This window comes from Stenotrophomonas sp. GD03654, from assembly GCF_029845105.1.
Lineage (GTDB): Bacteria > Pseudomonadota > Gammaproteobacteria > Xanthomonadales > Xanthomonadaceae > Stenotrophomonas > Stenotrophomonas africana.
The window spans coordinates 1-26,142 of the sequence record NZ_JAOCLC010000066.1 but is presented as its reverse complement, the minus strand read 5'-3'; the positions used below and the strand labels follow the sequence as shown (position 1 = coordinate 26,142).

The window sequence follows — 26,142 nt, the reverse complement described above, 5'->3', positions numbered from 1 at the left end:
ACCCACAGTGCCCCGCCTTCGACAGGTCCCCACGGCTGTTGGTAGGTGTCGACCTTGGTCGACACATCTGTCAGATATCGAAATAGATCTAGGGTCAGATCCGTTTTCCTTCGGAAAACGGATCTGACCCCAAGAGCAATTCCCACAGATCACGGAGATCTGTCGAAGGCGGGGTGGGTCCGGTGGCGGGAGTGTCCGCGGCATGGATGTCGCGGCCAAGCCCCCAAGGGTGAGGGCGCTTTGCTTGCGAAGCATTGCTTCGCAAGCGCCCGAACGCACAGCCGCCAGCGGCTGGGCCGGACCGCGGAGCGGGGTTTACGGCGTCTCCCGCCACCGGACCCAACCCGCCCAGCCTCAGGAAACCAGCTTCTGCTTCGGCTGTTGCTGTTGCTTTGGCCTCGGCAGGTGCAGGGCTGCAAGCCCTGCAAACCCGCACCCCTCTTAGTACAGCGTGCGCTCCGGCGCACCCGCCGGCGGCGGGGTGTACTGGTACAGCCAGGTCTCGGTGAGGGTCTTGCCACCACTGCGCAGGAACAGGCGGATGTCGATCTGCTCGGTACTGCCTTCCGGCGGCACCAGGTCGAACATCGCGCGGTAGCCGTTGATCTCGCGCAGCGGGCGCGCCGACACGATCTCGACCCGGCCGCGGCTGGCTTCCACCACCGCCTCGACCTCGCCCTTGTCGATCAGCCTGGCCAGTTCGCCGCCTTCGAAGTCCACCGCGAAGCGCCAGCTGAAGTACTCGCGCTTCTTGCCGACCACGCCGCCCAGGCCGGTGCGGCTGGCCACGCAGTGCGCCAGCGGCGGACGTGCCGGCGGTTCGGCACCCCAGTACAGGCGGTAGCCGACCAGCAGCTCCTGGCCCGGTTGCGGCTTTTCCTTCGGGTTCCAGAACGCCACGATGTTGTCGAAGGTCTCGTCCACGGTGGGAATCTCCACCAGCTGCACCGAGCCCTCGCCCCACTCGCCCTTCGGCTCCACCCACAGGCACGGACGCTTCTCGTAGAACACGCCGTCGTCCTGGTAGTGGTCGAAGTTGCGGTCGCGCTGCAGCAGGCCGAAACCACGCGGGTTGCGGTCCACGAACATGTTGAAGCGCAGGTTGCGCGGGTTCAGCAGCGGTCGCCAGATCCACTCGCCGGCACCGGTCCACAGCGACAGGCCATCGGTGTCGTGGATCTCCGGGCGCCAGTCCCAGGCCATGCGGCGGTCGTTCTCGCCCACCTGGTACATGCTGGTGCACGGTGCGATGCCCAACCGCTCGATCGCCTTGCGCGGGTACAGCGCGCTGTCGATGTCCATCAGCAGCACGTCGCCGTTGGTAATCGCGAAGCGATAGGCGCCGGCCACGCTGGGTGAATCCAGCAGGCCGTAGACCACGATCGTCTCTGAATCGGCCGACGGCTGTTCCAGGTAATAGGCGATGAAGTCGGGGAATTCCTCCGGCTTGCCCATGCCGGTGTCGATCGCCAGGCCACGCGCGGACTGGCCGTACTGGCCTTCCTTGCCGACCGCGCGGAAGTAGCTGGCGCCGAGGAAGGCGGCGAAGTCGCGGTCGGTGTCCTTGCGGGTGTTCAGGCGGAAACCGGCGAAGCCGAGGTCGGCCGGCAGCTCGCCGTCCTTGATGCCGCTCTTGCCGTAGTTGAAGGCTGCGCCGTCATAAGCCAGCTCCTGCGCCTTGCCGTCGACCACGTCGAACATGCGTACCGGCGAATGGAAGTACAGGCCGAGGTGGAAGAACTTGGCCTGGAACTTGCCGGGCTGATCGGCCCACAGCGCATGGTCCTGGCGGTAGCCGATCGACTGGTATTGGTCCCAGTCCAGGCCTTCAAGGCGGCCCGGCAGCACCCGCTTGTGGCTCTTGTAGGGCGCCTGTGCCAGTGCCCGCGCCTGGCCCTTCAGGGTGGCGAAATCGAACGGCTGCGGCTGGCCGAGGCGGCGCAGGCCCATCTGGCCGCTCTTGCTGGCCGCGCACGCGGGCAGGGACGGCAGGCCGAATGCAGCCAGGGCGAGGGAGGCATTGCGGATGAAGTCGCGTCGTTGCATGCAGGCGCGTCAGGCACAGTGGGAAGGTCGGCCATCATAGGCAGACAAACGTTAACGGGCAGCGGAGACGCGCCCTGCCCGTTCAGCTGCCGCTGGCTGCGTGCCTCAGCGCTGGCAGTGGCTGCACCAGACGCTGGCACGCTGGCCGATGGTGGCGTGCTTCAGCGCGCGGCCACAGTTCGGGCAGGGCAGGCCGTCGCGGCCGTACACCAGCAGTTCCTGCTCGAAGTAGCCCGGCGCGCCGTCATGGCTGATGAAGTCGCGCAGCGTGGTGCCGCCACGGGTGATGGCGTAGCCCAGGATCTCCTTCACCGCGTCGGCCAGCCGCTGGTAGCGCCCGCGCGAGATCTTCCCGGCCTCGCGCAGCGGGCTGATGCCGGCCTTGAACAGGCTCTCGGCGGCGTAGATGTTGCCCACGCCCACCACCACCGCCTGGTCCATCAGGAAGGTCTTCACCGGCGCACTACGGCCACGGCTGCGGGCGAACAGGTAGTCGCCGTCGAACGCGTCGTCCAGCGGTTCCGGGCCCAGCCCCTGCAGCAGCGGGTGGACTTCGCCGGTCGGCTGCCAGAGCAGGCTGCCGAAGCGGCGCGGGTCGTTGAAGCGCAGCAGACGGCCGTTGTCCAGGCTGATGTCGACGTGGTCGTGCGCGCGCAGCGGGGTATCACCGGGCAGCACGCGCAGGCTGCCGGACATGCCCAGGTGCAGCACTGCGCTGCCAATGGCGGTATCCAGCAACAGGTACTTGGCGCGACGACGGATGTCCTCGATGCGCTGCCCCGGCAGCAGCTCGGCCACTTCCGGCGGAATCGGCCAGCGCAGGTCGGCGCGGCGCAGGATCACGCCATGCACGCGGCGGCCCTGCAGGTGCGGCGCCAGTCCGCGGCGGGTGGTTTCGACTTCGGGTAGTTCGGGCATGGGGTGATTCTACGCGGGGCCATGCAAAGCCGCTGGGCATGGCGCCGCGCCGCCCTATGAATCCAGACCCGCCGCTTCCACCAGGAACGCGCCGTCGACCAGTGCGCCGCGTCCGCCCAGGCGCCAGAACGCCAGATAAGGCGCGAAATCGACGGCTGCCGGGGACAACGGCTGGGCGATATACCAGCCCAGGTACAGGTCCGAAGCGATGTGGTACAGCGCCTCGTCCAGTGCGGCCATCTGAGGGGTATCCAGCGTGCGGGCCTCGCGTACCACATCGCAGACGACGTCGTGCAGATAGGCACTGGGACCCGATTCGCGCCATGCGGCCTGCAGCTGCTCTGCGGGCGCTGCCACCACCGGCACGTCGCGCAGTGTGGCCTGCAGCGCGGACTCACCCGCCATACCTGCCACCCTCGCCAGTTCGTCCAGCCAGGTGCGCGCGGCGGCCGCCACTGCCTGCACGTCGCCAGCGATGGCCGGCTGCAGGTACAGGTGCCCGTCCCAGCGCCCTGCGCCAAGCACGTCCAGCGCGCGCGACCGCAGCGCATCGGCATGCGGGAAGCCTGCGAATACCGCCGCCAGCGTATCCGGGTCGGTCACGCCCTGCAGCAGGCCGGAGAAATACCAGTCCTCGCGCTCGCTGCGGCCAGCGCAGAATTCAAGCCATTCGGCGAACAGTTCCTCGTCGATCCGGTCATCCATGGGGGAACTCCTTGGGGAACATAGGCCCGCGATGATCGCCCGGCAGCGGGTACGCAGGCCAGCATGCGCTCAGCGCGGAGGCGCCGCCAGTTCACGGGCATCCAGGACGCCATCACCGTTGGCATCCTGCTTGTGGAAGCGCTGCACGATCACCTGCCGCTGCTGCTCGCGACTGATCGCCCTGCCCTTGCCGCCGGGCAGCTCGTCGGCGCTCAGCACGCCGTCACCATTGCGGTCCATGTGGTCGAAGGCATACAGCATCCACTGCACGTACTCGGATTCACTCACCCGGCCGTCGCCATCGCTGTCGATCCGCTGCAGGTAGCTGGTGGTATCGGTGACCTGGGCCAGCGCCGCACCCGGCAGCAGCACCGCCAGCAGAACTCCGTACCCTGGCCTCACGCGCCCACCAGGCTGTAGCCCTTCAGCCGTGCGGCGTAGGCCTGCAACGCCGCGATACCGCTTTCCTCGGCCTCGCGGCACCAGGCCTGCAGCTGGTGCAGGCGCTCGGCGGCATCGTGACCACGCGCTTCCAGCAGCGCCGCCAGCCGCGCGCGGTACTCGACCAGGGTGCGGATGCGCGGGCGCTGTGCCACCCATGCGCTGAGCTGGGCACGGCTGTCCGGCTTCAGCCAGCGGCCATCGTTGACCAGGCCACGGCGCAGCCTGCGTGGCAGCAGGCGGCGCAACTTGGCGCCGGCCTGCGCGGCTTCCTCGCGCAGGGCCGGCATGAACACATTGCGCTGGTAGTCGGTCATCGCCTGGAAGCGGTGCGACAGCAGCGCCTTCAGGGTTTCGGCATCGGGCACGGCAATGTTCGGACGCACGTCCATGGCCGGTGCCACCCGCAGCACCTTGGCCAGCCGCAGCGCCTGCAGCAGGCGGATCGCACTCCAGCCGATGTCCAATTCCCAGCGCCGCATCGCAAAGCGCGCCGAACTGGGGAAGGCATGGTGGTTGTTGTGCAGCTCCTCACCACCGATCCAGAACCCCCACGGCGTGAGATTGGTGGAGGTATCGGCGGACTCGTAGTTGCGGTAGCCCCACCAGTGGCCCAGGCCATTGACCACACCGGCCGCCCAGAACGGGATCCATGCCATCTGGATCGCCCACAGGGCCACGCCAGGCAGGCCAAACAACACGGTATTGATCGCGAACAGCAGCACCGGCCCCAACGTGGCATGCGGGGTATACAGGCGGCGCTCGATCGCATCATCCGGGGTGCCGCGCCCGTACTGCTCGATGTCCGCGCGCTGGCCGCGGGCTTCGCGGTACAGCTCCACGCCGTGCCAGAACACCGTACCGATGCCGCGGGTGACCGGACTGTGCGGATCGTCCTCGGTCTCCACCTTGGCGTGGTGCTTGCGGTGGATGGCCACCCACTCGCGGGTGATCATCGAGGTGGTCAGCCACAGCCAGAAACGGAACACGTGGGCCAGCGCCGGGTGGAAATCGACCCCGCGATGGGCCTGGCTCCGGTGCAGGTACAGGGTCACCGAGAAGATGGTGATCTGGGTGAAGACCAGCAGCACCGCCAGCATGCCCCACCAGCCCAGGCCGAGCACACCACCGGTCAACAGGGACATCAGGGCATCAGGCATGACGGCTCTCCGGATCGACGCGGCAATGGCAGACATGATGGGCGCTTGCGTTGCAAACTGCATCCCTGCGGCGGTGATTGCCACCGCCTTCCGTGGCACCGTTCACAGTTGGGGACCTGAGTTGTCGAGCCTTGATCCACGCGCCAGCACCATGACCGCCGCCCCGCCCCTGGCGGAGCTGCCCCCGTTGATCGAACTGGACCGCGCCACGGTGGTGCGCGGCCAGGTGAAGGTGCTGCACGGGCTCAGCCTGCGCATCGCGCAGGGCCAGCACACCGCCCTGCTCGGCCCCAACGGCTGTGGCAAATCGACCTTCATCAAGCTGATCACCCGCGAGCTGTACCCGCTGGCCCAAGGCGACGGCTCCGTAGCGGTGAAGGTGCTGGGCCAGAACCGCTGGCAGGTGGACCGGCTGCGCTCGCAGCTGGGCATCGTCACCGGCGACCTCAGCAGCAACCTGGCCGACATGCCGGGGCTGACCGTGGAACAGGCGGTGCTGTCCGGCTTCTTTGCCAGCTACGTGGTGCCGGCCTTCCGCGAGGTGACCGACGACATGCGTGCGCGCGTCGGCGAAACGCTGGCGATGACCGGCGCCCTGTCCCTGCGCGAGCGCGCCTACGCCGAGCTGTCGGCCGGCGAGACCCGCCGCGTGCTGATCGCCCGCGCGCTGGTCAACCGGCCGCAGGCACTGCTGCTGGACGAACCCTCCACCGGGCTCGACCTGTTCGCCCGCGAACAGCTGGTGGCAACCATGCGGGTGCTGGCCCAGCAGGGCATCACCCTGGTGCTGGTGACCCACCACATCGAAGAGATCATTCCCGAGATCGAACGGGTGGTACTGCTGCGCGACGGCCGCGTGCTGGCCGATGGTACCCGCGCCGAGCTGCTGCGCAACGAACCGCTGTCTACGGTGTTCGGTGGCGCGATCACGGTGGTCGAGCAGGAAGGCCGGCTGACCGCGTACGCGGGGTGAGGCGGAGCCCTCGGGGGAAACAAGGGGCTTGGAAACCTGCGGCCACGGAAACCTGCGGCCTCGGAAACCGACAGGCCTGGGAGACCGACGGCGGTAGAGTCGACTGTTAGTCGACTATCGCGCGCAGCGCGGGATCTTTGCGATCCAGGCGAAAGGCAGTCGACTAACAGTCGACTCTACCCCGTCGTGATGCCATTCCGTCGTCATGCCGATGCAGCGGGCCGGAACCCGGCCCGCTGCATGCAACCTCAGAACCGCAGCGCCAGCGCGCGCGATTCGATCGGTGCCATCCGGCTCTGGTCCTGCAGCTGCAGGTCGCGTAACTCATACGGCGCACCGAAACCGGCTGGCAACGCAGCCTGGTCGAACGGCAGGACCAGCTGGCCCGCGCCCGGCCCATCGAACCACGCGGCCGCATGTGCCTGCGCTACCGGCTTCAGCTGGCCATCGCGGCCGGTGGCATACAACGTGCCACGCGCCTCGTAACGACCGGCGGCGGCCACCTGCAGCGGCAGCGCCACCTGGCGGCTGGCCGGATCCGGTGCCGCCTGGCCGCTGAAGCGCGCAGTTGGCCGTGCCACCGCGAAGGCCACCTTGCCATCACGCAGCACGCCATCGGCCTGGGCGAACACCTGCAGTTCCCACAACCCCTGCGCAGTGCCGACATCGGCCGGAATCCGCACCTGCGCACGCAGGGCACCATCGGTGGTGCGCAGCAACCGCTGCGGCCAGCTGCGGCCGTCCGGTGCAACCAGCAGGGCTTCGCCGCCCAGGCCGCCACGACGCGATGCCAGCTGCGCGGTGGTGACGCCGTCTTCCAGCAGGCGTGCCTGCAGCTGCACGCTGCCACCGGCCAGCACCTGTGTCTGGTTTGCCTGCACTTCCAGCCGCAGCGGGCTGTTCGGCTCGAGCACCTGCACCACGTAGCGGCCCTGTGCCTGTGCGCTCTGCAGCGTGTACGCACCGACTGCACTGGTCGCGCCGGTGCGCAGCATGCTGCTGCCATCCTTCACCGGCATGCCGGCCTCCTGCAGCGCGCGTGCATCGACACTGCGCGCCACGCTGCTGCGGCCGGCCGGGTCACGCACCTGCAGGGTGTTGGCCGGCAGCACGCGGGCACCTTCGGCCGGGCTCAGCTGGATCACCGCATCGGCAGCGGTCAGTGGCAGGTCCAGGCCGCGTTGCAGCTGCGCGCCATCGACCTGCTGCCAGTAGCTGCGGCTGACCGAGGCATACGGCGTGGCCGCCTGCAGCGGTTGCGTCGGGTCCAGCGCCCAGGTAAACGACAGCGGCGCGTGTTCGCTTTCATCGGCGGGCAGTGGCGCGGCCACCAGGGTGGCAGGCACCTGATCGCCTGCGCGGGCGGCCTGCAGTGGCTGCGCGGCCTGCGCGGCGGAAAGGGACAGCACCGTCAGCACGGCACTGGCCAGCAGGGTGGAATGGATCGTCATGGTCGTCTCCCTCACTGGCTCAGGTCGTTGCGCAGGATCGTGCCGAGGCCGAAGCACTCGCGGCGGCTCTGGTTGTGGCTGAGCGGCTCTGCTCCCTGGGTGCGCTGCTTGTCGGTGAACCAGGTGGTGCCGGCGGCCTTCTGGCTGCTGCACTCCAGGAAACCATCGGAGCAGGACGACAGCCAGTTCTGGGTGAACTCCAGGCCGACATTGGCCGCATAGCCACCGCAGTAGCTGTTGCTGTCCCACACCGCCGATTCCACATCGCTGCCGACCATGGCACGGAACGGTTTGGGCAGCGCAGGACGACCGGCGGTGCCGTACAGGTTCTGCGCGTTGTAGGTAGCCATGCTCGCCACCTGCTGCTGGCGCACCGCATCGTTCTTGTAGCCCAGCAGCCAACCCAGCGAGGTTTCGAAGGTGTTGCCGTTGAGCACCGCATCGGCCAGCGGCGTGCCACCCGAGGACGGTGCCAGCGCGTTGACCTTGCGCACCGTACGGATGATCTTCGGATAGCGGCTGTCGTAGGTCGGGTTGGACAGGATCCAGCGCATCACGTTGCCGCCGTTGGAGTGGGTGATCACCACCAGTTGGGTGATGCCGCGGCTGTCGATGAAGCTCGTCAGCTGGTTGGCCAGGCAGCCGGCCGCTTCCGGTTTCCACATGTACTGGGTGAAGTCGCAGTTGATGACCACGTAGTCGCTGCTGTTCGGCAGGCCCTGGCGCACGGTGTCGATGATCGCCGGCTGCCAGTAGTCCTGGGTGGCATTGGTCTGCGCGCCGGTGCCGTGCACGAAGGCCACGCCGACCACGTCGGCGGCCTGCGCCGGGGCGGTTGCCAGCCCGAGGAGCAGGGCCAGGACGGTACTTCCTGTTGCGGTGCTGCGCATCGCTTCTCTCCCTCTGTCTTCGGATCCCCCCGACCCGGCTGGAACTGGACGGCCCTGGCGCTTGCCGTTGTGCCGATGCTCGCGGGGCAGCGGCGTGAAAGTCCGTGCGCTGCGCCCGGATTCAGGAGACTGACGTCAAACGATGACGCTTTTCATATCGCGACAATGACCATGCCGGGTCTGGCCGTATGACCGATGTCCACTGCGTTGTCGTATTCGGGCTGCGATCATGGCGCGATGTTTTTCCTCCGGAGCCCGTCCATGTCGCTGCTTTCCCACCCCGCCCGTCCCCTGCTCGGCCTCGCCGTTGCCGTGGCCCTGGCCGGCTGTGCTGCCACCGCCACCAAGCCGACTGCCGTCGAAGCCAACATCACCACCAAGGCGGTGGGCTATCTGGACAAGAACGCGGTACCGGCCAGTCTCGAGCTGGTGCCGGCACCTCCGGTGGCCGGTTCGGCCGCCCTCGCACTGGACGAGCAGGTCAGCCGTGAAGCCCGGGCGCTGCGTGGCAGCCCGCGCTTCGCCCAGGCCGGTGTGGATGCGGAACTCGGCTTTCCCGAAGGCGCCAACCACTTCTCCTGCGCCGCTGACATCGACGTCGATGCAGTGAAGACCCCGGCGCTGTACCGACTGCTGGAGCGCAGCCGGATCGACGCCAGCGCCGCCACCAAGGCCGCCAAGAACCACTACCAGCGCCCCCGCCCGTTCATGGTCAATGGTGAACCGACCTGCTCGCCGAAGGACGAGGAAGGCCTGCGCGAGAATGGTTCCTACCCCTCCGGCCACACCTCGATCGGCTGGGCCTGGGCCCTGATCCTGTCGGAGATCGCACCGGATCGCGCCGATGCCATCCAGGCCCGCGGCCGCAACTACGGCGAGAGCCGCCTGGTGTGCAACGTGCACTGGCAGAGCGACATCCTCGAGGGCCGCTTCATGGGTGCCGCCGCCGTGGCCCGCCTGCACGACAACGCCGCGTTCAACAAGGACCTGCTGGCCGCACGCAGGGAGATCGTTGCCGCGCGCAAGGCCGGCCTGCACTCCAGCCGCGACTGCACCACCGAGAACGCGGTACTGAAGGTGCGCCCGCAGAGCGCGCTGTAAGCCATGCCTCTGTAGAGCCGAGCCATGCTCGGCTCATGGCAGTCGAGCATGGCTCGACTCTACAGAAAGCAGGAAACAGAAGGGCCGGCATTACGCCGGCCCTTCTTCATTGCATTACCGCAGCCACCGCATCAGAACTTCGCAGTGAACTCCACGCCCCAGGTGCGCGGCTCGTTGAGGAAGCCGGTCAGGTTGTTGAAGTCGATCGCGCCGACCACGCGGGTCTGGTTGGTCAGGTTGCGGCCGAACACGGCCACGTCGTACTGGCCGTAATCCCAGTTGTAGCCCAGGCGCAGGCCGCCTTCCAGCGAACTACGGCCGCGGAATTCCGGCGACTCGTAGATGAAGAAGTTCACCGCGCTGCGGTAGGCCCAGTCGGTGTAGGCATACAGCTCGCTGCCATCGCTGAGCGGAAAGCCGACGCGCAGGGTCGCGTTGTGGATCCACTTCGGCGCCTGCGGCAGCGGGTTGCCGTTCACCAGCGCATAAGTCTGGCCGTTGATCACCGTGGTCGGGTCGGTGATGGTGCAGCCGCCGCCACAGATCGCCACCGCCAGGTTCTTGTCCTTGATCTCGGTGTCGTTGTAGCTGCTGCCGAAGGTCAGCAGGACGTTGTCGGCCAGGTAGGCCTCCAGGTCCAGTTCCACGCCCTGGCCAATGGTCTTGTCGGCGTTGAGCAGGGTGGCGGTGTTGTTGCTGCCACCCACCGCGATCAGCTGCTGGCCGTCGACGTTGTAGCGGAACACGCTCAGGCCCAGGCGTGCGCGACGTTCGAACAGGTCGGCCTTGATGCCGGCTTCGTACGAGATCACCTTCTCCGAATCGGCCTGCGACAGCCCCGGCGCGAAGGCCAGGCGGCCCTGGATCGACGGCGCGCGGAAGCCCTTGGCCACGCGGGCGTAAGCGTTGATGTCGTCGGTCAGCTTGTACACGCCGCTCAGGTCCCAGCTGACGTCGTTGACGTCGGTGTTGGCCAGGTACGGGCCACTGACCGGGGTGCCGAACGGAACGGCCTGCAGCACGCTGGCGCTGAAGTCCTTCTTGTCCTGCGTGTAGCGCACGCCGGCGCGCAGCTTGAAGCGGTCGGTGACATCGAAGTCACCCGAAGCGAACACCGCCCACGCCTTGTTGCGCTGGTTCTGCACCACGTGGCCGGTCTGCGGATTGCCCGGGGTCAGCGAGTCGTAGTTGAAGTTGTTGATGGTCACGTCTTCATCGAAGTAGAAGACGCCGGCCTGCCAATCGAAGCGGCCCCACTCGTTGGACTCGATGCGCACTTCCTGCGTCCACTGGCGGTGATGCGGCAGGCCGTCAGCCGACTCCGACGAGAACGGAATCAGGCCCGGGCCGTAGTTGCCGGCACCCAGGAAGGCCGCACCGTAGCCACCGTCGATATCGCCACGGTTGAGCGATTCGGCGGTTTCGTAGCCAGTGATCGAGTGCAGCGTCACCGAGCCGAGGTTCCACTGCAGGCGCGCGCTGCCGCCCCAGGTCTCCAGGTCGGAGAAGTTGACGCCATCGTTGGCCACCTTGTCGCGATCGAAGTTCTCGACCAGCGAATTGCCGCCCTTCTGGATGATGTTGGCGCGGAACAGGCGGGCGGTACCGTTGAGCTTGCGCTTGTGCAGGTTGAACAGCGCTTCGAAGTCGTCGCCTTCGTACAGGAACTGCACGCGGCCGGCGGCTTCGTCATAGCCTTCGAAACCGCTGTTGGGGGCGCCAACGCGGGTGTTGTCCACCCAGTCGTCGCGGCGCTGGTAGATGGCCGAGACACGTGCCGACCAGCGGTCGGTGAGCGGACCGCCGTAGGCGCCCTGTACGTTCCAGCTGTTGTAGCTGCCGTAGCCGACGCGGATGTAGCCATCGGCATCCTGCGACGGACGCGCCGAATCGAACTTGACCACGCCGGCCGGGGTATTGCGGCCGAACAGCGTGCCCTGCGGGCCGCGCAGCACTTCCACGTTGGCCAGGTCGAACAGCGGGAAGCCCTTCAGCAGCGGGCTTTCCTGCACCACGTCGTCATACACCAGCGACACCGGCTGCGACGCATTGAGGTCGAAGTCGGTGTTGCCCAGGCCGCGGATGTAGAAGCGCGGGAAGGCACGGCCGTAGGACGACTCGATGTTGAGGCTGGGCACGCGTGCGGCCAGGAAGCGGATGTCATCGCCGGCCGAGCCGAGCACATCCAGCTTCTCGCCCTGGATCGCGCTCAACGCGACCGGTACGTCCTTGGCGTTCTCGACGCGGCGCTGCGCGGTCACCTGCAGGGCATCGAGGGCAACCGGGTCCTTGGCAGCGGGGGTTTCCTGGGCGGCTGCTACCAGCGGCAGCAGGGCGGAAAGAGCGGCAACGAGAGGGCGCGCGACCGGAAGGCGGCCACGGGAAGTACGGGTCGGGGACATGGCGGTAGGCTGTGTTTGGAGGGGTGGTAAAACGGCGCTACCAGATAATTGTTGCAATACAGCACCTGCCCCGCAAATGCCCGCCGTTCATGGCCACGTCGCCCCGGAGCCGGGTCGCTCGCTAGACTGGTGTTTTCCAGCCTCGCGGAGCCGCCGCAATGACCCAGTGGTACTTCCATGCCTCCGCCCAGGCCGAACGCGTCGGCCCGCTCGATGACGAAGCCGCGCGCCGCTATGCGCAGGCCAACCCGCGCGCGCTGGCCTGGTGCCAGGGCATGAGCGGGTGGACGCCGATCGCCGAGGTGGCCGAGCTGCAGGCGCCGGCCCCGGGCATGCCCAATATCCCGCCGCCGGTCCCGGTCTCCGCCGCCGCCAACGGCCGCGCCGACGACATCGAATTCCGCATCGTCGGCCATGAAATGCAGTTCGTGGAAATCGAGCTCGACCCCGGCGAGAGCGCCATTGCCGAGGCCGGCGCATTGATGTTCAAGGACGCCACCGTGCAGATGGACACGGTGTTCGGCGCCGCCAACGGCGACCAGGGCGGCGGCTTCATGGGCAAGGTGATGGCCGCCGGCAAGCGCGTGCTGACCGGCGAGAGCCTGTTCGCCACCGTCTATACCCAGAGCGGCCACGGCAAGGGCAAGGTCGCCTTCGCCGCGCCCTACCCCGGCACTGTACTGGCAATGAAGCTGGACCAGCATGGCGGCCGCCTGATCTGCCAGAAGGACAGCTTCCTGGCCGGCGCGCGCGGCGTGCAGATCGGCGTGCAGTTCCAGCGCAAGATCATGACCGGCCTGTTCGGCGGCGAAGGCTTCATCATGCAGAAGCTGGAAGGCGACGGCTGGGTGTTCATCCATGCCGGCGGTTGCGTGGTGGAGCGCGAGCTGGCGGCCGGCGAGCGGCTGGATGTGGATACCGGCTGTGTGGTGGCCTACCACCCGACCGTGGACATGGACGTACGCCGGGTCACCGGCATCAAGAGCATGCTGTTCGGTGGCGAAGGCGTGTTCCTGGCCACGCTCACCGGTCCGGGCAAGGTCTGGCTGCAGTCGCTGCCGTTCTCGCGCCTGGCCGGCCGCATGTGGATGGCCGCGCCGCAGGGCGGCGGCCAGAACCGCGGCGAAGGCTCGGTGCTGGGCGGCCTGGGCCGGATGCTGGACGGCGACAACCGGTTCTGACCCACTCATTTGGTAGGTGCCGACCTTGGTCGGCACCTACCATGGTCGTTTTCTGCTGAATAGGGAGGTTCTCGGCGGCCGCCTGGACCTGCCTTTGGTGGGTGCCAACCTTGGTTGGCACATTCCTTCAGCGCGCGACCAGGCATTTGTGCGGACCGAGGTCCGCACCCACCAGAAGCGATTCACGTTTTTTTGCTGAATAGGGAGCTGCCCCCACCCTGCCCGCCCCGCCACGGCTTCGGTATGCTGGCGCCCTTTCCTGAATCCGGCGCCGCGAGCGCACTGCCGATGAGCCTGTTCCGCCCCCGCATGCTGCTGTCCGTCGCCCTGATCGGCCTGCTGGCCGGCTGCGGTGGCGATCCGGTCCGCCCCACGCCGCCGCCTGCGCCGACCGTGGTGCCGCAGGCCAAGCCGGTGAAGATCGGCATCGCCCTCGGTGGTGGCGCAGCCAAGGGCTTCGCCCACATCGGCGTGATCAAGATGCTGGAGGCCAATGGCTTCGAGCCGGCCGTGGTATCCGGCACCAGCGCCGGCAGCGTGGTCGGTGCGCTGTATGCCAGCGGCATGGACGCGTTCCAGATGCAGAGCAAGGCGGTGGCACTGGACGAAGCCAGCATCCGCGACGTGCGCCTGTTCTCCGGCGGCCTGGTGCAGGGCCAGAAGCTGCAGGACTACGTCAACGAGCAGGTTGCCAACCGTCCTGCCGAGCGCCTGAAGAAGCCGTTCGCCGCCGTCGCCACCCAGCTGGAAACCGGCGAGCGTGCGATCTTCGTGCGCGGCAACGTCGGCCAGGCGGTGCGCGCGTCGAGCAGCATCCCCGGCGTGTTCGAACCGGTGAAGATCGGCGGCCGCAACTACATCGACGGCGGCGTGGTCAGCCCGGTGCCGGTCGATGCCGCACGCCAGCTCGGCGCCGACTTCGTGATCGCCGTGGACATCTCCAGCAAGGCCAGCGGCAAGGCGCCGACCGACATGCTGGGCATCGTCAACCAGTCCATCTCGATCATGGGCCAGCGCCTGGGCGAACAGGAACTGGCACGCGCCGACATCGTCATCCGCCCGAAGGTGCTGGACATCGGTGCCGCCGACTTCAGCCAGCGTGGCACCGCGATCCTCGAAGGCGAAAAGGCCGCCATGGCGGCGATGCCGCAGATCCGCGCCAAGATCCAGCAGCTGCAGCGTGCGCGCGCCGCCGCAGCGGCACCGGCCCCGGTGGCCGCGCCGAAGTGCGAGGAAGCCTCGCGCCTGGGCAAGCTGATGGGCCGCAAGGACAAGTGCTGACCCGAGCCAGCGTGGCGCTGCCAGACAGCGACGCGCGTTCTAGCGCGCAGGCCGGTAACCGCTGGCCTGCTGCCGCTCGCGCCTGTGCCTCTGGCGCGCCTGTTCCTGCAGTGTCGCCGTGTGCTGCAGCTGTTCCATGCCATCGGCCGGCACATGCAGCTGGCGTCGCGCACGGGTGAGTGCCAGATAGACCGCACGCACCGGGTTGTGCCAGATGCGCACGCCCTGCCCCGCACTGAAGCAACCGGGTGACAGCGAGACCACGTCGAACTGCAGGTTCTTCGCGTGCTCGGCCAGGCACAGCGCCACACGCCCTTCTGCGGGCGTGTCCTGATCGTCGAGCGCCTGCAGCAGTGACTGCACCCGATCGGCAGACGCGAACAGTTCGACCAGCACGCCCTGCCCGTCGTCGGCCTGCGTGGCGAGGAAGCGCTCCCACGCCGGGTCCGATGCGCTGTCGTGGCGCCGGCGCCACGCATCCAGCGGCCGCTGCAGCACGCTGCGCAGCGCGCGCAGCGATGCCGGATGCAGGTAGGGCCGCAGCCCGAGCGCCTGCAGCTGTGCCGCATCCAAAGCCAGATCGGCGACGTTGCCATGGATGCGCAGGCCCTCGCTCGGCACCTGCGCCCAGTCGCGGTAATGCAGCACACCGGTGGCGCGGTCGGCGGCACCGACGAACGGCGCGCTGTCCTGGCCCAGCCCATCCAGCGCCAGGGTCTGATTGACCAGGCCCTCGACCTGGTTGCCCTGGCGCACCGACTGGTGCATTTCCAGCACCTTCGACGCGGTCCAGCGCGGCACCGTACCCGTCAGGCACTGGTGCGGATCACCCAGGCTGACCACGCCAGGCGCATGGCCGGCCAGCAACTGCTTCCACGACGGGCTCAGGTCATGCGCCTCGTCCACCAGCAACATGCCCATGTCCAGCGGGGGGGTGACGCCGCGCAACGCCAGCCACTTGCCGATGTGCGCCGGGCTCAGGCTCAGCAGCGTGCCCCGCTGCAGTTCGGCGTCGAACATGCAGCGCCAGACGTGCTCGGCGGCCGCCATGTACGGCGACACGTCGAGCATCGCGGCGGGCACCGAACGGTCGAAATGCTGGAACGCCATGCCCGGTGCCGACGACGCGCACCAACGGTTGATGGCCTCGAAAGCGGTCAGCAGCACCTGCTCCGGGCTGCGTCCACCGATGCCCTGCAGGCCGATGCGGCCGGCAATCTCGCGCGGCGTACGGGTGCTGCGCCGATAGCTGGCAACGAAGCCACCGGTCTGGCCGCTGCGCGCGGCGTGCTGGGCCACGCGGTTGGCGAACTCGATCTGGGTCAGCAGGCGCACCGCAGTGCTGGCCGGCACGCGGGCGCGGAAGGCTTCCACCTGCCCACGCGAGGGCGCCACGTAGGTGTAGCGGCCGGGCCGCGCCTCCATCAGCGCCAGCACCAGGTGGCCCTTGCCGGTGCCGGCATAACCATCGAGGTCGATCAGTTCATCGGGGTTGGCGGCGATGGCGCGCAGCACGCGGGCCTGCTCGGACGTGTACAGGCCATGGTGTTCGACCGCCCGCGCATCTTCAGCGGCAACGTCATCCTGCGGGGCCTCGTCATCGTCACTGGAAAAAGTGGCGGGAAACCGGATCTCATGTTCGACCAGGGTTTCCTGGCAGGCCTGCTGCAGGGCCAGGCCCGGGTATTCCCGTGGCGACTGCGCGATGACGTCCTGCAGGATCTCCGCCGGCGCCAGCAGCACGCCGTGGGCGGCCAATGCGCTCAGCCAGGCATCCAGTTCCGGCTGGCCACCGCCACCGGGGCCGGCCAGTTGTGCAGCCGCGCCTTCGTTGCCGGCTAACAGCGCGCAGGCATCATGCAGCAAGCGCTCGATCTCGGCCGCTGGGTGCAGGCGCGTCCGGCACAGCTGCGCGGCCATCAGCCCGGCCTGCTCCAAGGCCGTCTGCGGTGGCTTGCCATGGGCGATGTAGCGCGCCAGCGACTTGCGCTGCAGCGGCAGGAAAGTGGTTGTGGGCAGCGGGTGCTGGAGTTCGGACATGCGTGGAACCGGAAAAGGAACGCTGCGGCGCGCGCAGGGCGGTGATGCTCGGCTACCCGCCCGGTGCCGTCAAATCGTGGCAGCGCGCTTATTCCAGCTGCGACAGCGGCAATGCCTGGAAGCCCTTCACCGTGCGCAGCACGAAGCTGGAATTGGCATCGGCCACGCCGCCGGCATTGAGCAGCCGGTCCAGCAGGAAGTGCGAGAAATGCTCCAGGTCACGCACGTAGACGTGCAGCAGGTAGTCCATGTCGCCGGTCAGTGCATGGCAGGCCACCACTTCATCCCAGCCCTGCACGCTGTCCACGAAGTGCCCGATCGCGGCCTGGTCGTGCTTTTCCAGCTGCACGCGCACGAAGGCCTGCAGGCCCAGGCGCAGCTGGCGCGGCTCCAGCCGCGCGCCATAGCCGACGATCACGCCCTCGCTTTCCAGCCGCTGCAGGCGCCGCAGGCAGGCCGAGGGCGAGAGGTTCACCCGTGTCGCCAGCTCGGCGTTGGTGGCGCGCCCATCCCGCTGGATTTCAGCCAGCAGGCGTATATCCGTGCGATCGAACTGGACTTCTCCGGCCATTGTTGCCCCGCAACATGGTGAGTACGCAAGGATATTGCGCCAACAAGGCCAATCGACGCAACTTTTGCAACCCTGTTGCGCGCGCCCTGCCCTAGCATCTTGGATATCCCGTCAAGGAGTGCCCCATGGACCCCGTCCAGCCCCGCCGCGTCGAACACCAGCAGACCGACAAGGGCTACGTGCCGGTGTATACCACCGCGCTCGTCGAGCAGCCGTGGGACACCTACAGCGCCGACGACCACGCCACCTGGAGCACGCTGTACCAGCGCCAGCGCGAGCTGCTGGTCGGCCGCGCCTGCCAGGAATTCCTGGATGCACAGGACGAGATGGGCATGAGCGCGCACATGATTCCGCGCTTCGACCAGCTCAACGAAGTACTGGGCGCGGCCACCGGCTGGACCCTGGTCGGCGTCGAAGGCCTGCTGCCGGAACTGGATTTCTTCGACCATCTGGCCAATCGCCGATTCCCGGTGACCTGGTGGATCCGTCGCCCGGACCAGATTGATTACATCGCCGAACCGGACCTGTTCCACGATCTGTTCGGCCACGTGCCGCTGCTGATGAACCCGGTGTTCGCCGACTACATGGAGGCGTACGGCCGTGGCGGCGTCAAGGCCCATGCGATCGGCCCGGATGCACTGCAGAACCTGACCCGCCTGTACTGGTACACGGTGGAATTCGGCCTGATCGATACGCCCGAAGGCCTGCGCATCTACGGCGCCGGCATCGTGTCGTCTAAGGGCGAGTCGTTGTACTCGTTGGAATCGGCCGCGCCCAACCGCATCGGTTTCGACCTGCAGCGGATCATGCGCACGAAGTACCGCATCGACACCTTCCAGAAGACCTACTTCGTCATCGACAGCTTCGAACAGCTGATGCAGGCGACGTCGCCGGACTTCACCCCGATCTACGCGGCGCTGTCTGATCAGGCGCATCTGCCGGCGGGCGATGTGCAGGGCGATGACCGCGTGTTCCAGAAGGGCACCGGTGAAGGCTGGGCCGACGGCGGCGACGTGTAAGCGCACGGCGCACACCGCTTCGCACTGAAAACGGCGCACCTGGATGCGCCGTTTTCATCGATGCCTGGTGCCTGCACCGTCACGGCGGTGCAGGCGAGGGCAGGGCAGTCAGGCGTCCACGGCCCGGCAGGAACCGCGCACCATCAATTGCGGGTGCACGCTGGTTGCGGTCGGTGCATCCGGCACGTCGGCCTGCACCAGCATCGATGCGGCCACGCGGCCGATATCGGACACATGGCGACGCACCGAGGTCAGCGGCGGCCACAGCCGCGACGCCAGCGGGCTGTCGTCGTAGCTGACGATCGACAACTGCTGTGGCACCGCAATGCCGGCACGCAACGCCACCTGGTACACGCCGGCAGCCATTTCATCGTTGCCGGCAAAGATCGCACTGGGGCGCTGTCCGCCCATCAGCAGACGCTCTGCGGCATGCACGCCGGACTCGAAGGTATCGCCCGCTTCCAGCACACGCTCACCCGGCAGGGTCAGGCCCACCTGGGCCAACCGGTCGAGGAAGCCATGGGTACGCTCGCGTGCGGTGCGGCGATTGCCCGGTCCGGCAATCACCGCGATGTCGCGGTGGCCGAGCGAGAGCAGATAGCCCGCTGCCGCGGCTGCACCGTCGCGATCGTGGGTGACCACCGCCTGTGCCGCGTCATCCGACACATGCGCGTTGATGCGGACATAGCGGCATTCGATGCCGTCGAGCATCTCCGTCAATACAGCCGACTCGGAGGCTCGCGGGCCCAGGATCACGCCGTGCAGCTTCTGCTGCTGCACGAAGCGCCGCACGCCGTGCGCGCAGTCCGGAGACTGGCTGTCGCAGGGATGCACGACCAGCTCATAGCCGGTGCCGCGTAGCGCTTCCAGCGCGCCGTGCTGCAGGTCGACGATGCATTGGGCGCCCGGGTCGTCATACACCAGGCCGATCAGGAAGGAGCGGCGGAACGCGAGGCCGCGCGCCAGGGGGTCGGGCACGTAACCGACCTCGCGCATCAACGCCTCGACCTTGTCGCGGGTGTCTTTGCGCACCAGCGGCGAGTTGTTGATGATTCTTGAAACCGTTTTCTTGGAAACTCCCGACAGTCGTGCGATGTCGTTGATCGTGGCAGCCTTGCCCTTCGATGCCGGCAACGCGGCATCGCTAATATTTCGCACTGACATGTATAGAACCAGGTAAGTCGGAGAATTCTAGCCTTGCGCCCGTCGGGCGCGAAGTTGCGGAATGTCGCAGCTGGAGCGGCACACGTCGTGTTCGACACGTTTTACCGCGTGAGGTTCCATTGTGATCGGTCTGCTCCATTTGCATCTGAACCGTTTTTCACGCGCGCTTGCTCTGAATACGGGTGCGACGCGCGCGAACGCCAACATTCCCTTAACCATGCTCCGCTACATTCGGGGCATGGAACTGCAGACTTCTCCGTTTCCGCCATTCCGTGGCCGCGACCGGTTGATCGCCGCGGTCGACGCGGCGATGACCTCCGGTGACCCCGAGCGCATCACCGCCGACCTGCAGCTGGCGCTGCAGGAAGCCATCGCGGACAGCCGCATTGAGTTGCCCGAATGTGTGCATCGGCCGGTCAGTGATCATTACGCGCGCCGCCCGCTGTACCACAGCCGCGAACACGGCTACAGCGTGATCGCCATGAGCTGGGGCCCAGGTCAGGGCACGCCGCTGCACGACCACGATGCCATGTGGTGTGTGGAAGGAGTGTGGTCGGGCGAGCTGGAGATCACCCGTTACGAGCTGCTGGAGCGCACAGGAGAACGCTGCCGCTTCCGCCGCCACGCCGCGCTGCGCGGAGGCTGCGGCAGTGCCGGAAGCCTGATCCCGCCGCACGAGTACCACACCCTGCGCAACGCCAGCGATGACGCACTGGCGATCTCGGTGCACGTGTACGAGGCGCAGATGGAGCGCTCGGCCGTGTTCGATCCGCTCGGTGGTGACTGGTACCAGCGTCGCATCCAGGCGTTGCAGGCCGACCCGGCCTGAACCGGGGGCAGGGCGGGGCGCCGCCAGCACCTTGGTGAGCCACGTGGCATCATGCGCCGCTGCGCTGCCGGACCCGGCGGCGATCCGCGATGCCCTGTCGGGCAAGGAGCAAGACCATGTCCAGCGCTGATCCGCGCCTGCGCGCGCTGTTGAAGCTGGCACCGGTGATTCCGGTGTACACCCCCGAAGATGTGAATGAAGCGGTCGAAGTAGCCCAGGCGCTGTTCCGCGGCGGCTTGCCGGTGATCGAAGTGACGCTGCGCACGCCGCAGGCACTGGATGCCATCAAGGCCATGGTCGAGGCCGTGCCCGATGCGGTGATCGGCGCCGGCACCGTGCTCAACGCCGCACAGATGCAGGCGGCAAAGCAGGCCGGTGCGCGTTTTGCCGTTTCCCCCGGTGCCACGCCGGCGCTGTACGCCGCCGTGCGCGATGCCGACCTGCCGTACCTGCCCGGTGCCGCCACCGCCTCGGACCTGATCCTGGGCCTGGAGCACGGCCACGACACCTTCAAGTTCTTCCCGGCGGTACAGGCCGGAGGTGCTGCATTGCTGGCGGCCTGGCACGGTCCGTTCGCCGATGTGCGCTTCTGCCCGACCGGCGGCATCAGCGCGCAGACTGCGCCGCAGTTCCTGCACCTGCCCAACGTGCTGTGCGTGGGCGGGTCGTGGCTGACCACTCCGGCGCTGCTGCAGACGCGTGATTGGGACGCCATCGAGCGCCTCGCCCGCGAGGCATCGGTACTGGCCAGCTGAACCGGCTGCACGAATCTTCAAAGGTTTGATCGTGATCAAAGCGCCGGCCTCGCGCCGGCGTCATTCTGTGGGCAAGCGCACTACGGAGATCCGAACATGAATTCGACCATGAAGGCCGCTGTCGTGCGTGAGTTCGGCAAGCCACTGGTGATCGAGGAAGTCTCTGTACCACGCCCGGGGGCGGGCGAGGTGCTGGTCAAGATCGAGGCCTGTGGCGTCTGCCACACCGACCTGCACGCCGCCGAGGGCGACTGGCCGGTGAAACCGAACCCGCCATTCATCCCCGGTCACGAGGGCGTGGGGCACATCGTGGCCGTGGGAGGCGGGGTAGGGCACGTCAAGGAAGGCGACAGGGTCGGCATCCCCTGGTTGTACTCGGCGTGTGGCCATTGCGAACACTGCCTGGGTGGCTGGGAAACGCTGTGCGAGACACAGCGCAACACCGGTTACTCAGTCAACGGCGGCTTCGCCGAGTACGCACTGGCCGATGCCAACTATGTCGGCCTGCTTCCGAAGGACGTAGGCTTCGTCGAGATCGCGCCGGTGCTGTGCGCCGGCGTGACCGTCTACAAGGGCCTGAAGGTGACCGACACCAAGCCCGGGGACTGGGTGGTGATTTCCGGCATCGGTGGCCTGGGCCACATGGCCGTGCAGTACGCCCGCGCGATGGGCCTGAACGTGGCTGCGGTGGATGTGGACGACAACAAGCTGGCATTGGCCCGGCAGCTCGGCGCGCAGATCACCGTCAACGCGCGCACCACCGACCCCGCCGCCTTCCTGAAGAAGGAGATCGGCGGTGCGCACGGCGCCCTGGTCACGGCGGTGTCGCCGAAGGCGTTCGAGCAGGCACTGGGCATGGTGCGTCGTGGCGGTACGGTCTCGCTGAACGGCCTGCCGCCCGGCAACTTCCCGCTGGACATCTTCGGCATGGTGCTCAACGGCATCACCGTGCGTGGCTCGATCGTCGGTACCCGGCTGGACCTGCAGGAGTCGCTGCAGTTCGCTGCCGAAGGCAAGGTCGCGGCCACGGTCAGCACCGATCGCCTGGAAAACATCAACGAGGTGTTCGCGCGCATGCATGCGGGCACCATTGAGGGCCGCGTGGTACTCGACTTCGCCGCCTGACCGCCTGTGCATGGCCGTCGTCGCTCCGTCCCCCTCTCCCACGGACGCGGCGGCCATGCCGATCCATCGGTAGTGCCGGCCGCTGGCCGGCAACCCGGGCACTCCGTGGCAGCCGTACAATGCGCGCATGCCTGGCCTGCTCAAGACCCTGTTCCTGTCCCTCGTTGCCCTGATCGGCGGCGTGCTGTCACTCGCGCTGGTCAGCAGCGTCGCCAGCTGGCTGCCGCCGTTGCTGGGCATGACGCCGAACAACAACAGCATGCAGCTGGGCTGGGATCTCGCCTTCAGCGTGCTCGGTGGCATCGCGGGCATTTCCTTCGCCACCTATTACGCGCCGTGCTGGCCGCGTTCACACGGCTTCTCGATCTGGTCGCTGATCGCGCTGGGCTGTGGCTACGCGATGTGGACGGCGGGTGCGGACTTCCCGTTCTGGTTCGTCATTTCGCTGCTGGCATCGCTGCCGTTGCAACTGCTGGTCGGTTGGTGGTTCGGGCGCCGCCCCTCGCGCGACGCAGGGTAACGCCGCCCCTGTAGAGCCGAAGCCATGCTCGGCTTTCATGCACACCGACACAGGCAGCCGAGCATCGGCTCGGCTCTACAGATCCATGCGCGGCAGCGTCTGCTTCAACTGCGCGATGCCCTGCCATGGGTCACTCTTCAGCCGCTGCGCCCTCTCCAGCGCCTTGCCCATGGGAAAGGCGTCGGCAGCACTGATACGCGCCAGTTCCTCCCAGCGCAGCGGCACCGCTACGCCGGCGCCATCGCGCGCGCGCAGCGACCACGAGCACACGCTGGTGGCACCTCGGGTGTTGCGCAACCAGTCGATGAAGATCACGCCACTGCGCTTGGCCTTGCTCATCGTCGCCACGTAGCGATCAGGCTTCTCCAGCGCCATTGCCTGCGCGAATGCCTCACAGAACGCCTTCGCCTCGTCCCAGCCAGCCTTGGGCTGCAGCGGCACCACCACGTGGACGCCTTTGCCGCCGGACAAGCGCACGAAGCTCTTCAGGCCCACCTGCTGCAGGCGGTCACGCACATCGCGTGCACCTGCTTTCACCTGTGCCCAGCTGACGCCTTCGCCTGGGTCGAGATCGAACACCAGACGATCCGGGTGCTCGGGGTCGGCCACGGTCGCGCCCCAGGGATGCAGTTCCAGGGTATTCATCTGCACCAGTTGCAGCAGACCCCGCGCATCGTCGATGTAGACGTACTCCTCGCGGCCGCTCTTCTGCTGCAGGGGCACCGCATGTACCGCATCGCCCAGGCCGGGACCATGGTGCTTCTGGAAGAAGCAGGCCTTGCCCACGCCGTCCGGGCAGCGCAGCAGTGACAGCGGTCGTCCAGCAATCTCGGGCAGGATCCAGCGTGCCATCTTCCGGTAGTAGTCCGCCACGTCTCCCTTGCTGAGCTTCTGCTTTGGAAACACCACCCGCTCCGGATGAGTGATCTGGACCTCGCCTCCGGTTTCGGCATCTGCGGTGCTCATTCCCAGGTCCTCCTTCTGCTTGTCGCCGCGCAGCCGTTTGAAACTGGCCTGGCGCAGCAGGCCTTCCTTTCCCCAGCCACGGAACGCCACTTCCGCCACCGTCACCGGCTTCACCCAGCGCACGCTGGCTGCGCGGAACGGCACATGCGCCGGCAGCTGCAGCACGGGCGTCTTCACTGCCAGTGGCTGCAGTGCCTTGAGCAGCGCGCGCAGGTTCTCGTCGTCGAAGCCGGTGCCAACGCGGCCCACATAGCGCAATCCGCCCTTGTCCGGCGTCGCCAGCAGCAGCGAGCCGAACCCCACCCGGGAACCCTTCGGCATCGTGTAGCCGACAATCACGAACTCGTCGGTGTCTTCGTGCTTCACCTTCACCCAGCTGCGCGCGCGGGTATTTACATACGGCGCATCCACCTGTTTGCTGACGATGCCTTCAAAGCCGGCCTTGCCACTGGCGTCGAACACCTGCGGGCCATGGTCGATCACGTGCTCGCTGAAGGCCAGGGTGCCGGGCGCTGGCCCGATGAGATCCTTCAGCAGTGCCTTGCGCTCCATCAGCGGTGCACGACTGATGTCCACGCCGGCCACACCGGGAAGATCGAACACGATGTAGCGCAGCGGTTGCTTCGAACTGCCGTCGATCACCCGCTGCAGCGCGGCGAAGTCACTGCGTCCTTCCTTGTCCAGAACCACCAGCTCGCCATCCAGGCGCGCATCGCGCACCGGCAGCGCCTGCACGGCCTGTACCACCTCGGGAAAATCATCGGTCCAGTCCAGGCCGTTGCGGGAGCGCAGCTTCACCTCGCCTTCGTGCAGATCGGCCAGCAGACGATAGCCATCCCACTTGATCTCATGCAGCCAGCGCTCTCCATCCGGCGCGCTTTCGCGATGATCGGTCAACTGCGGTTTGAATCCGCGGGGATAGGCCTTATCACGTGCGTTGTGCAGTTGCAGTGCGCGTGCACGCCAGCGCGCATCGGCCTTGCGTGTGGTCGTGCGTGCGACGGGTGCTGCACGCGCCGCCTTCTCTGCGGAACGCTTCTTCGCCGCAGGTGCTCGTTTCGGCATCGGTGCCGTCAGCAGGTCATCCGCTTCGGCGTCGCGCGCTTCACCGTCGTCGCGCTTGATCAGCAGCCACTGCACCTGGCGTCCTTTCATCGCGGTGCGCACCAGCTTCCATCCACCGGCCAGGCGTTGTCCGTGCAGTACGAAGTCGATCTTGCCCGCCGCCAGTGCCTGCAGTGGATCGCCTTCACAGGCCCAGGTGCCGTGATCGAAGACTTCCACGTGGCCCGCACCATAGTGGCCTTCAGGAATGTCTCCTTCGAAGCCGGCATAGGACAACGGATGATCTTCCACTTCCACAGCCAGCCGCTTCTCGCCGACGCGAAGCGAAGGTCCTTTCGGCACTGCCCAGCTCTTCAGCACGCCGTCCATCTCAAGGCGGAAGTCATAGTGGCGCGAACTGGCGTGGTGCAGCTGGATGACGAAGGTCGGCCGCCGCTTCGGGTCACCGGGGGCACGCGTGTCGTCGGGCTCCGGTGTCTGCCCGGCGCCGCCGCCCAGGCGCCGCTTGCGCCGGTACTGGTGCAGCGACATGGTTCAACCTGCCTTGCGCCGGGGTGCGGTCTTCTTTGCAGCCTTCTTCGCTGTCTTCTTTGCGGCCTTCTTCACCGGCGACTTGGCGGCTGCTTTGCGCGCTGCCGCCTTCTTCGCCGGCGTGCGCTTGTTCGCATCCAGGCTCTTCTGCAGCAGCGCCATGAAGTCGACCACATTGGTACTGGCGTCCTCGCGCGGTGCCGGCTCATCGTCCACCCGCGTGGTGCCGCCCTTGGACTTGATGCGCTTGTTCAACACCTGCTGCAGGCGCTCGCGGAATTCATCGTGGTACTGCGACGGATCCCAGTCGCCGGCCATCGACTCGATCAACTGTTCGGCCATCGCCGTTTCCTTGCTGGTGATGCGGTAGTCGGACAGCTTGCCGGTGGGCAGCTTGTAGTCCTCCGGATCCACCAGTTCCTGCGGATAGCGCAGGATCATCAGCACCAGCGCGTCCTCATGCGGCATCACCGCGCACAGGTATTCGCGCGTGCGCACCACCACCCGCGCGATGCCCACCTTGCCGGTGCTGCGCAGCGTTTCGCGCAGCAACACGTAGCCCTTTTCGGCCTTCTTGCCGGGTACCAGCAGGTAGGGCTTCTCGTAGTAGCGCGGGTCGATCTGCGCCGCATCCACGAACGATTCCACTTCCACCGCTTCGTGGCTCTCCGGTGCGGCCGAGCGGATGTCGCCTTCCTCGAGCACGACATAGCTGCCCTTGTCGTACTCGTAGGCTTTGACGATGTCCTTCCAGGGCACTTCCTCGCCGGTGTCGGCGTTGACCCGTTCGAAACGGATCGGCTTGCGGTCGCGGGAATCGAGCATGCGGAACTGCAGATCGACCTTGCGTTCGCCGGACATCAGCGACACCGGCACGTTGAGCAGGCCAAACGACAGCGTGCCGGTCCAGATCGGGCGGGCCATGGGCGTACCTTTGGCAGGGCAGGGTATCCAGCTTCGGACGAGCGGTGTAAACCACCCGTGTCGATACCGTGCACGTGGGTTCTA

The 26,142-nt window shown here is 67.2% G+C and carries 22 protein-coding genes; 9 read left to right on the top strand and 13 right to left on the bottom strand.

Annotated features, from left to right (window positions below):
* Positions 1-441: 441 nt before the first annotated feature.
* The 5 genes from N5J73_RS19810 to N5J73_RS19790 form a co-directional block, all read right to left on the bottom strand.
* The gene (locus N5J73_RS19810) at positions 442-2,046 is read right to left on the bottom strand and encodes a glucan biosynthesis protein D (protein WP_012509627.1); all 1,605 of its coding nucleotides are present in this window, start codon (positions 2,044-2,046) and stop codon (positions 442-444) included.
* Positions 2,047-2,151: 105 nt separating this feature from the next.
* Complete coding sequence (gene mutM / locus N5J73_RS19805; protein ID WP_164078737.1) at positions 2,152-2,964, bottom strand: bifunctional DNA-formamidopyrimidine glycosylase/DNA-(apurinic or apyrimidinic site) lyase; 813 nt, start codon at positions 2,962-2,964, stop codon at positions 2,152-2,154.
* Positions 2,965-3,018: 54 nt separating this feature from the next.
* Positions 3,019-3,669 (bottom strand): hypothetical protein, encoded by a 651-nt coding sequence (locus N5J73_RS19800; protein WP_049444564.1) that lies wholly within the window; start codon positions 3,667-3,669, stop codon positions 3,019-3,021.
* A 69-nt stretch (positions 3,670-3,738) separates the two neighbouring features.
* Positions 3,739-4,071 (bottom strand): EF-hand domain-containing protein, encoded by a 333-nt coding sequence (locus tag N5J73_RS19795; protein WP_049444566.1) that lies wholly within the window; start codon positions 4,069-4,071, stop codon positions 3,739-3,741.
* Complete coding sequence (locus N5J73_RS19790) at positions 4,068-5,270, bottom strand: fatty acid desaturase (protein ID WP_049444568.1); 1,203 nt, start codon at positions 5,268-5,270, stop codon at positions 4,068-4,070. The genes N5J73_RS19795 and N5J73_RS19790 overlap by 4 nt, the downstream gene beginning before the upstream one ends.
* 151 nt (positions 5,271-5,421) lie before the next feature.
* On the opposite strand from N5J73_RS19790, the gene N5J73_RS19785 reads away from it, so the two are divergent.
* Positions 5,422-6,243, top strand: coding sequence for an ATP-binding cassette domain-containing protein (locus tag N5J73_RS19785; RefSeq protein WP_049444570.1), 822 nt, complete (start codon positions 5,422-5,424; stop codon positions 6,241-6,243).
* Positions 6,244-6,491: 248 nt separating this feature from the next.
* Here N5J73_RS19785 and N5J73_RS19780 read toward each other — a convergent pair whose 3' ends face one another.
* Positions 6,492-7,694 carry a DUF4785 domain-containing protein gene (locus N5J73_RS19780; protein ID WP_049444572.1) on the bottom strand — a complete coding sequence of 401 codons (1,203 nt, stop codon included), beginning with the start codon at positions 7,692-7,694 and terminating at the stop codon, positions 6,492-6,494.
* An 11-nt stretch (positions 7,695-7,705) separates the two neighbouring features.
* On the bottom strand, positions 7,706-8,584 hold the full coding sequence (locus N5J73_RS19775; protein ID WP_049444575.1) for a hypothetical protein: 879 nt from the start codon (positions 8,582-8,584) through the stop codon (positions 7,706-7,708).
* A gap of 261 nt (positions 8,585-8,845) precedes the next feature.
* Here N5J73_RS19775 and N5J73_RS19770 point away from each other — a divergent pair, with 261 nt between their 5' ends.
* Complete coding sequence (locus tag N5J73_RS19770; protein ID WP_049444576.1) at positions 8,846-9,685, top strand: phosphatase PAP2 family protein; 840 nt, start codon at positions 8,846-8,848, stop codon at positions 9,683-9,685.
* 131 nt (positions 9,686-9,816) lie between these two features.
* Here the strand turns inward: N5J73_RS19770 and N5J73_RS19765 are convergent, their stop codons facing one another.
* Complete coding sequence (locus tag N5J73_RS19765; protein WP_049444578.1) at positions 9,817-12,087, bottom strand: TonB-dependent receptor; 2,271 nt, start codon at positions 12,085-12,087, stop codon at positions 9,817-9,819.
* A 158-nt stretch (positions 12,088-12,245) separates the two neighbouring features.
* On the opposite strand from N5J73_RS19765, the gene N5J73_RS19760 reads away from it, so the two are divergent.
* Positions 12,246-13,268 carry a TIGR00266 family protein gene (locus N5J73_RS19760; protein ID WP_049444580.1) on the top strand — a complete coding sequence of 341 codons (1,023 nt, stop codon included), beginning with the start codon at positions 12,246-12,248 and terminating at the stop codon, positions 13,266-13,268.
* 288 nt (positions 13,269-13,556) lie between these two features.
* Entirely contained in the window at positions 13,557-14,549 is a 993-nt protein-coding gene (locus N5J73_RS19755) for a patatin-like phospholipase family protein (RefSeq protein ID WP_019337382.1), read from the top strand.
* Positions 14,550-14,588: 39 nt separating this feature from the next.
* On the opposite strand, the gene N5J73_RS19750 is transcribed toward N5J73_RS19755, so the two are convergent.
* Both N5J73_RS19750 and N5J73_RS19745 read right to left on the bottom strand, forming a co-directional pair.
* Positions 14,589-16,589: a hypothetical protein gene (locus tag N5J73_RS19750; RefSeq protein ID WP_049445706.1), complete on the bottom strand. Its 2,001-nt coding sequence runs from the start codon at positions 16,587-16,589 to the stop codon at positions 14,589-14,591.
* 88 nt (positions 16,590-16,677) lie between these two features.
* Positions 16,678-17,160, bottom strand: coding sequence for an Lrp/AsnC family transcriptional regulator (locus N5J73_RS19745; protein ID WP_004153377.1), 483 nt, complete (start codon positions 17,158-17,160; stop codon positions 16,678-16,680).
* A gap of 125 nt (positions 17,161-17,285) precedes the next feature.
* Between N5J73_RS19745 and phhA the strand changes: the two genes are divergently transcribed.
* On the top strand, positions 17,286-18,179 hold the full coding sequence (gene phhA, locus N5J73_RS19740) for a phenylalanine 4-monooxygenase (protein WP_049445707.1): 894 nt from the start codon (positions 17,286-17,288) through the stop codon (positions 18,177-18,179).
* Positions 18,180-18,287: 108 nt separating this feature from the next.
* On the opposite strand, the gene N5J73_RS19735 is transcribed toward phhA, so the two are convergent.
* A complete protein-coding gene (locus N5J73_RS19735) occupies positions 18,288-19,343 on the bottom strand; it encodes a LacI family DNA-binding transcriptional regulator (RefSeq protein WP_049445710.1) in 1,056 nt (351 codons plus the stop codon).
* Positions 19,344-19,581: 238 nt separating this feature from the next.
* Between N5J73_RS19735 and N5J73_RS19730 the strand changes: the two genes are divergently transcribed.
* The 4 genes from N5J73_RS19730 (at position 19,582) to N5J73_RS19715 (ending at position 22,572) form a co-directional block, all read left to right on the top strand.
* A complete protein-coding gene (locus N5J73_RS19730) occupies positions 19,582-20,172 on the top strand; it encodes a cysteine dioxygenase family protein (protein ID WP_049445711.1) in 591 nt (196 codons plus the stop codon).
* Between the two features lie 116 nt (positions 20,173-20,288).
* Positions 20,289-20,927 carry a bifunctional 4-hydroxy-2-oxoglutarate aldolase/2-dehydro-3-deoxy-phosphogluconate aldolase gene (gene eda, locus N5J73_RS19725; protein WP_049445713.1) on the top strand — a complete coding sequence of 213 codons (639 nt, stop codon included), beginning with the start codon at positions 20,289-20,291 and terminating at the stop codon, positions 20,925-20,927.
* Between the two features lie 96 nt (positions 20,928-21,023).
* The gene (adhP, locus tag N5J73_RS19720) at positions 21,024-22,052 is read left to right on the top strand and encodes an alcohol dehydrogenase AdhP (protein ID WP_010487377.1); all 1,029 of its coding nucleotides are present in this window, start codon (positions 21,024-21,026) and stop codon (positions 22,050-22,052) included.
* Positions 22,053-22,179: 127 nt separating this feature from the next.
* A complete protein-coding gene (locus tag N5J73_RS19715; protein WP_049445714.1) occupies positions 22,180-22,572 on the top strand; it encodes a hypothetical protein in 393 nt (130 codons plus the stop codon).
* A 75-nt stretch (positions 22,573-22,647) separates the two neighbouring features.
* Here the strand turns inward: N5J73_RS19715 and ligD are convergent, their stop codons facing one another.
* Both ligD and N5J73_RS19705 read right to left on the bottom strand, forming a co-directional pair.
* Complete coding sequence (gene ligD / locus N5J73_RS19710; protein WP_049445717.1) at positions 22,648-25,134, bottom strand: DNA ligase D; 2,487 nt, start codon at positions 25,132-25,134, stop codon at positions 22,648-22,650.
* 3 nt (positions 25,135-25,137) lie between these two features.
* Positions 25,138-26,058: a Ku protein gene (locus N5J73_RS19705; protein ID WP_049445718.1), complete on the bottom strand. Its 921-nt coding sequence runs from the start codon at positions 26,056-26,058 to the stop codon at positions 25,138-25,140.
* Positions 26,059-26,142: the final 84 nt, after the last annotated feature.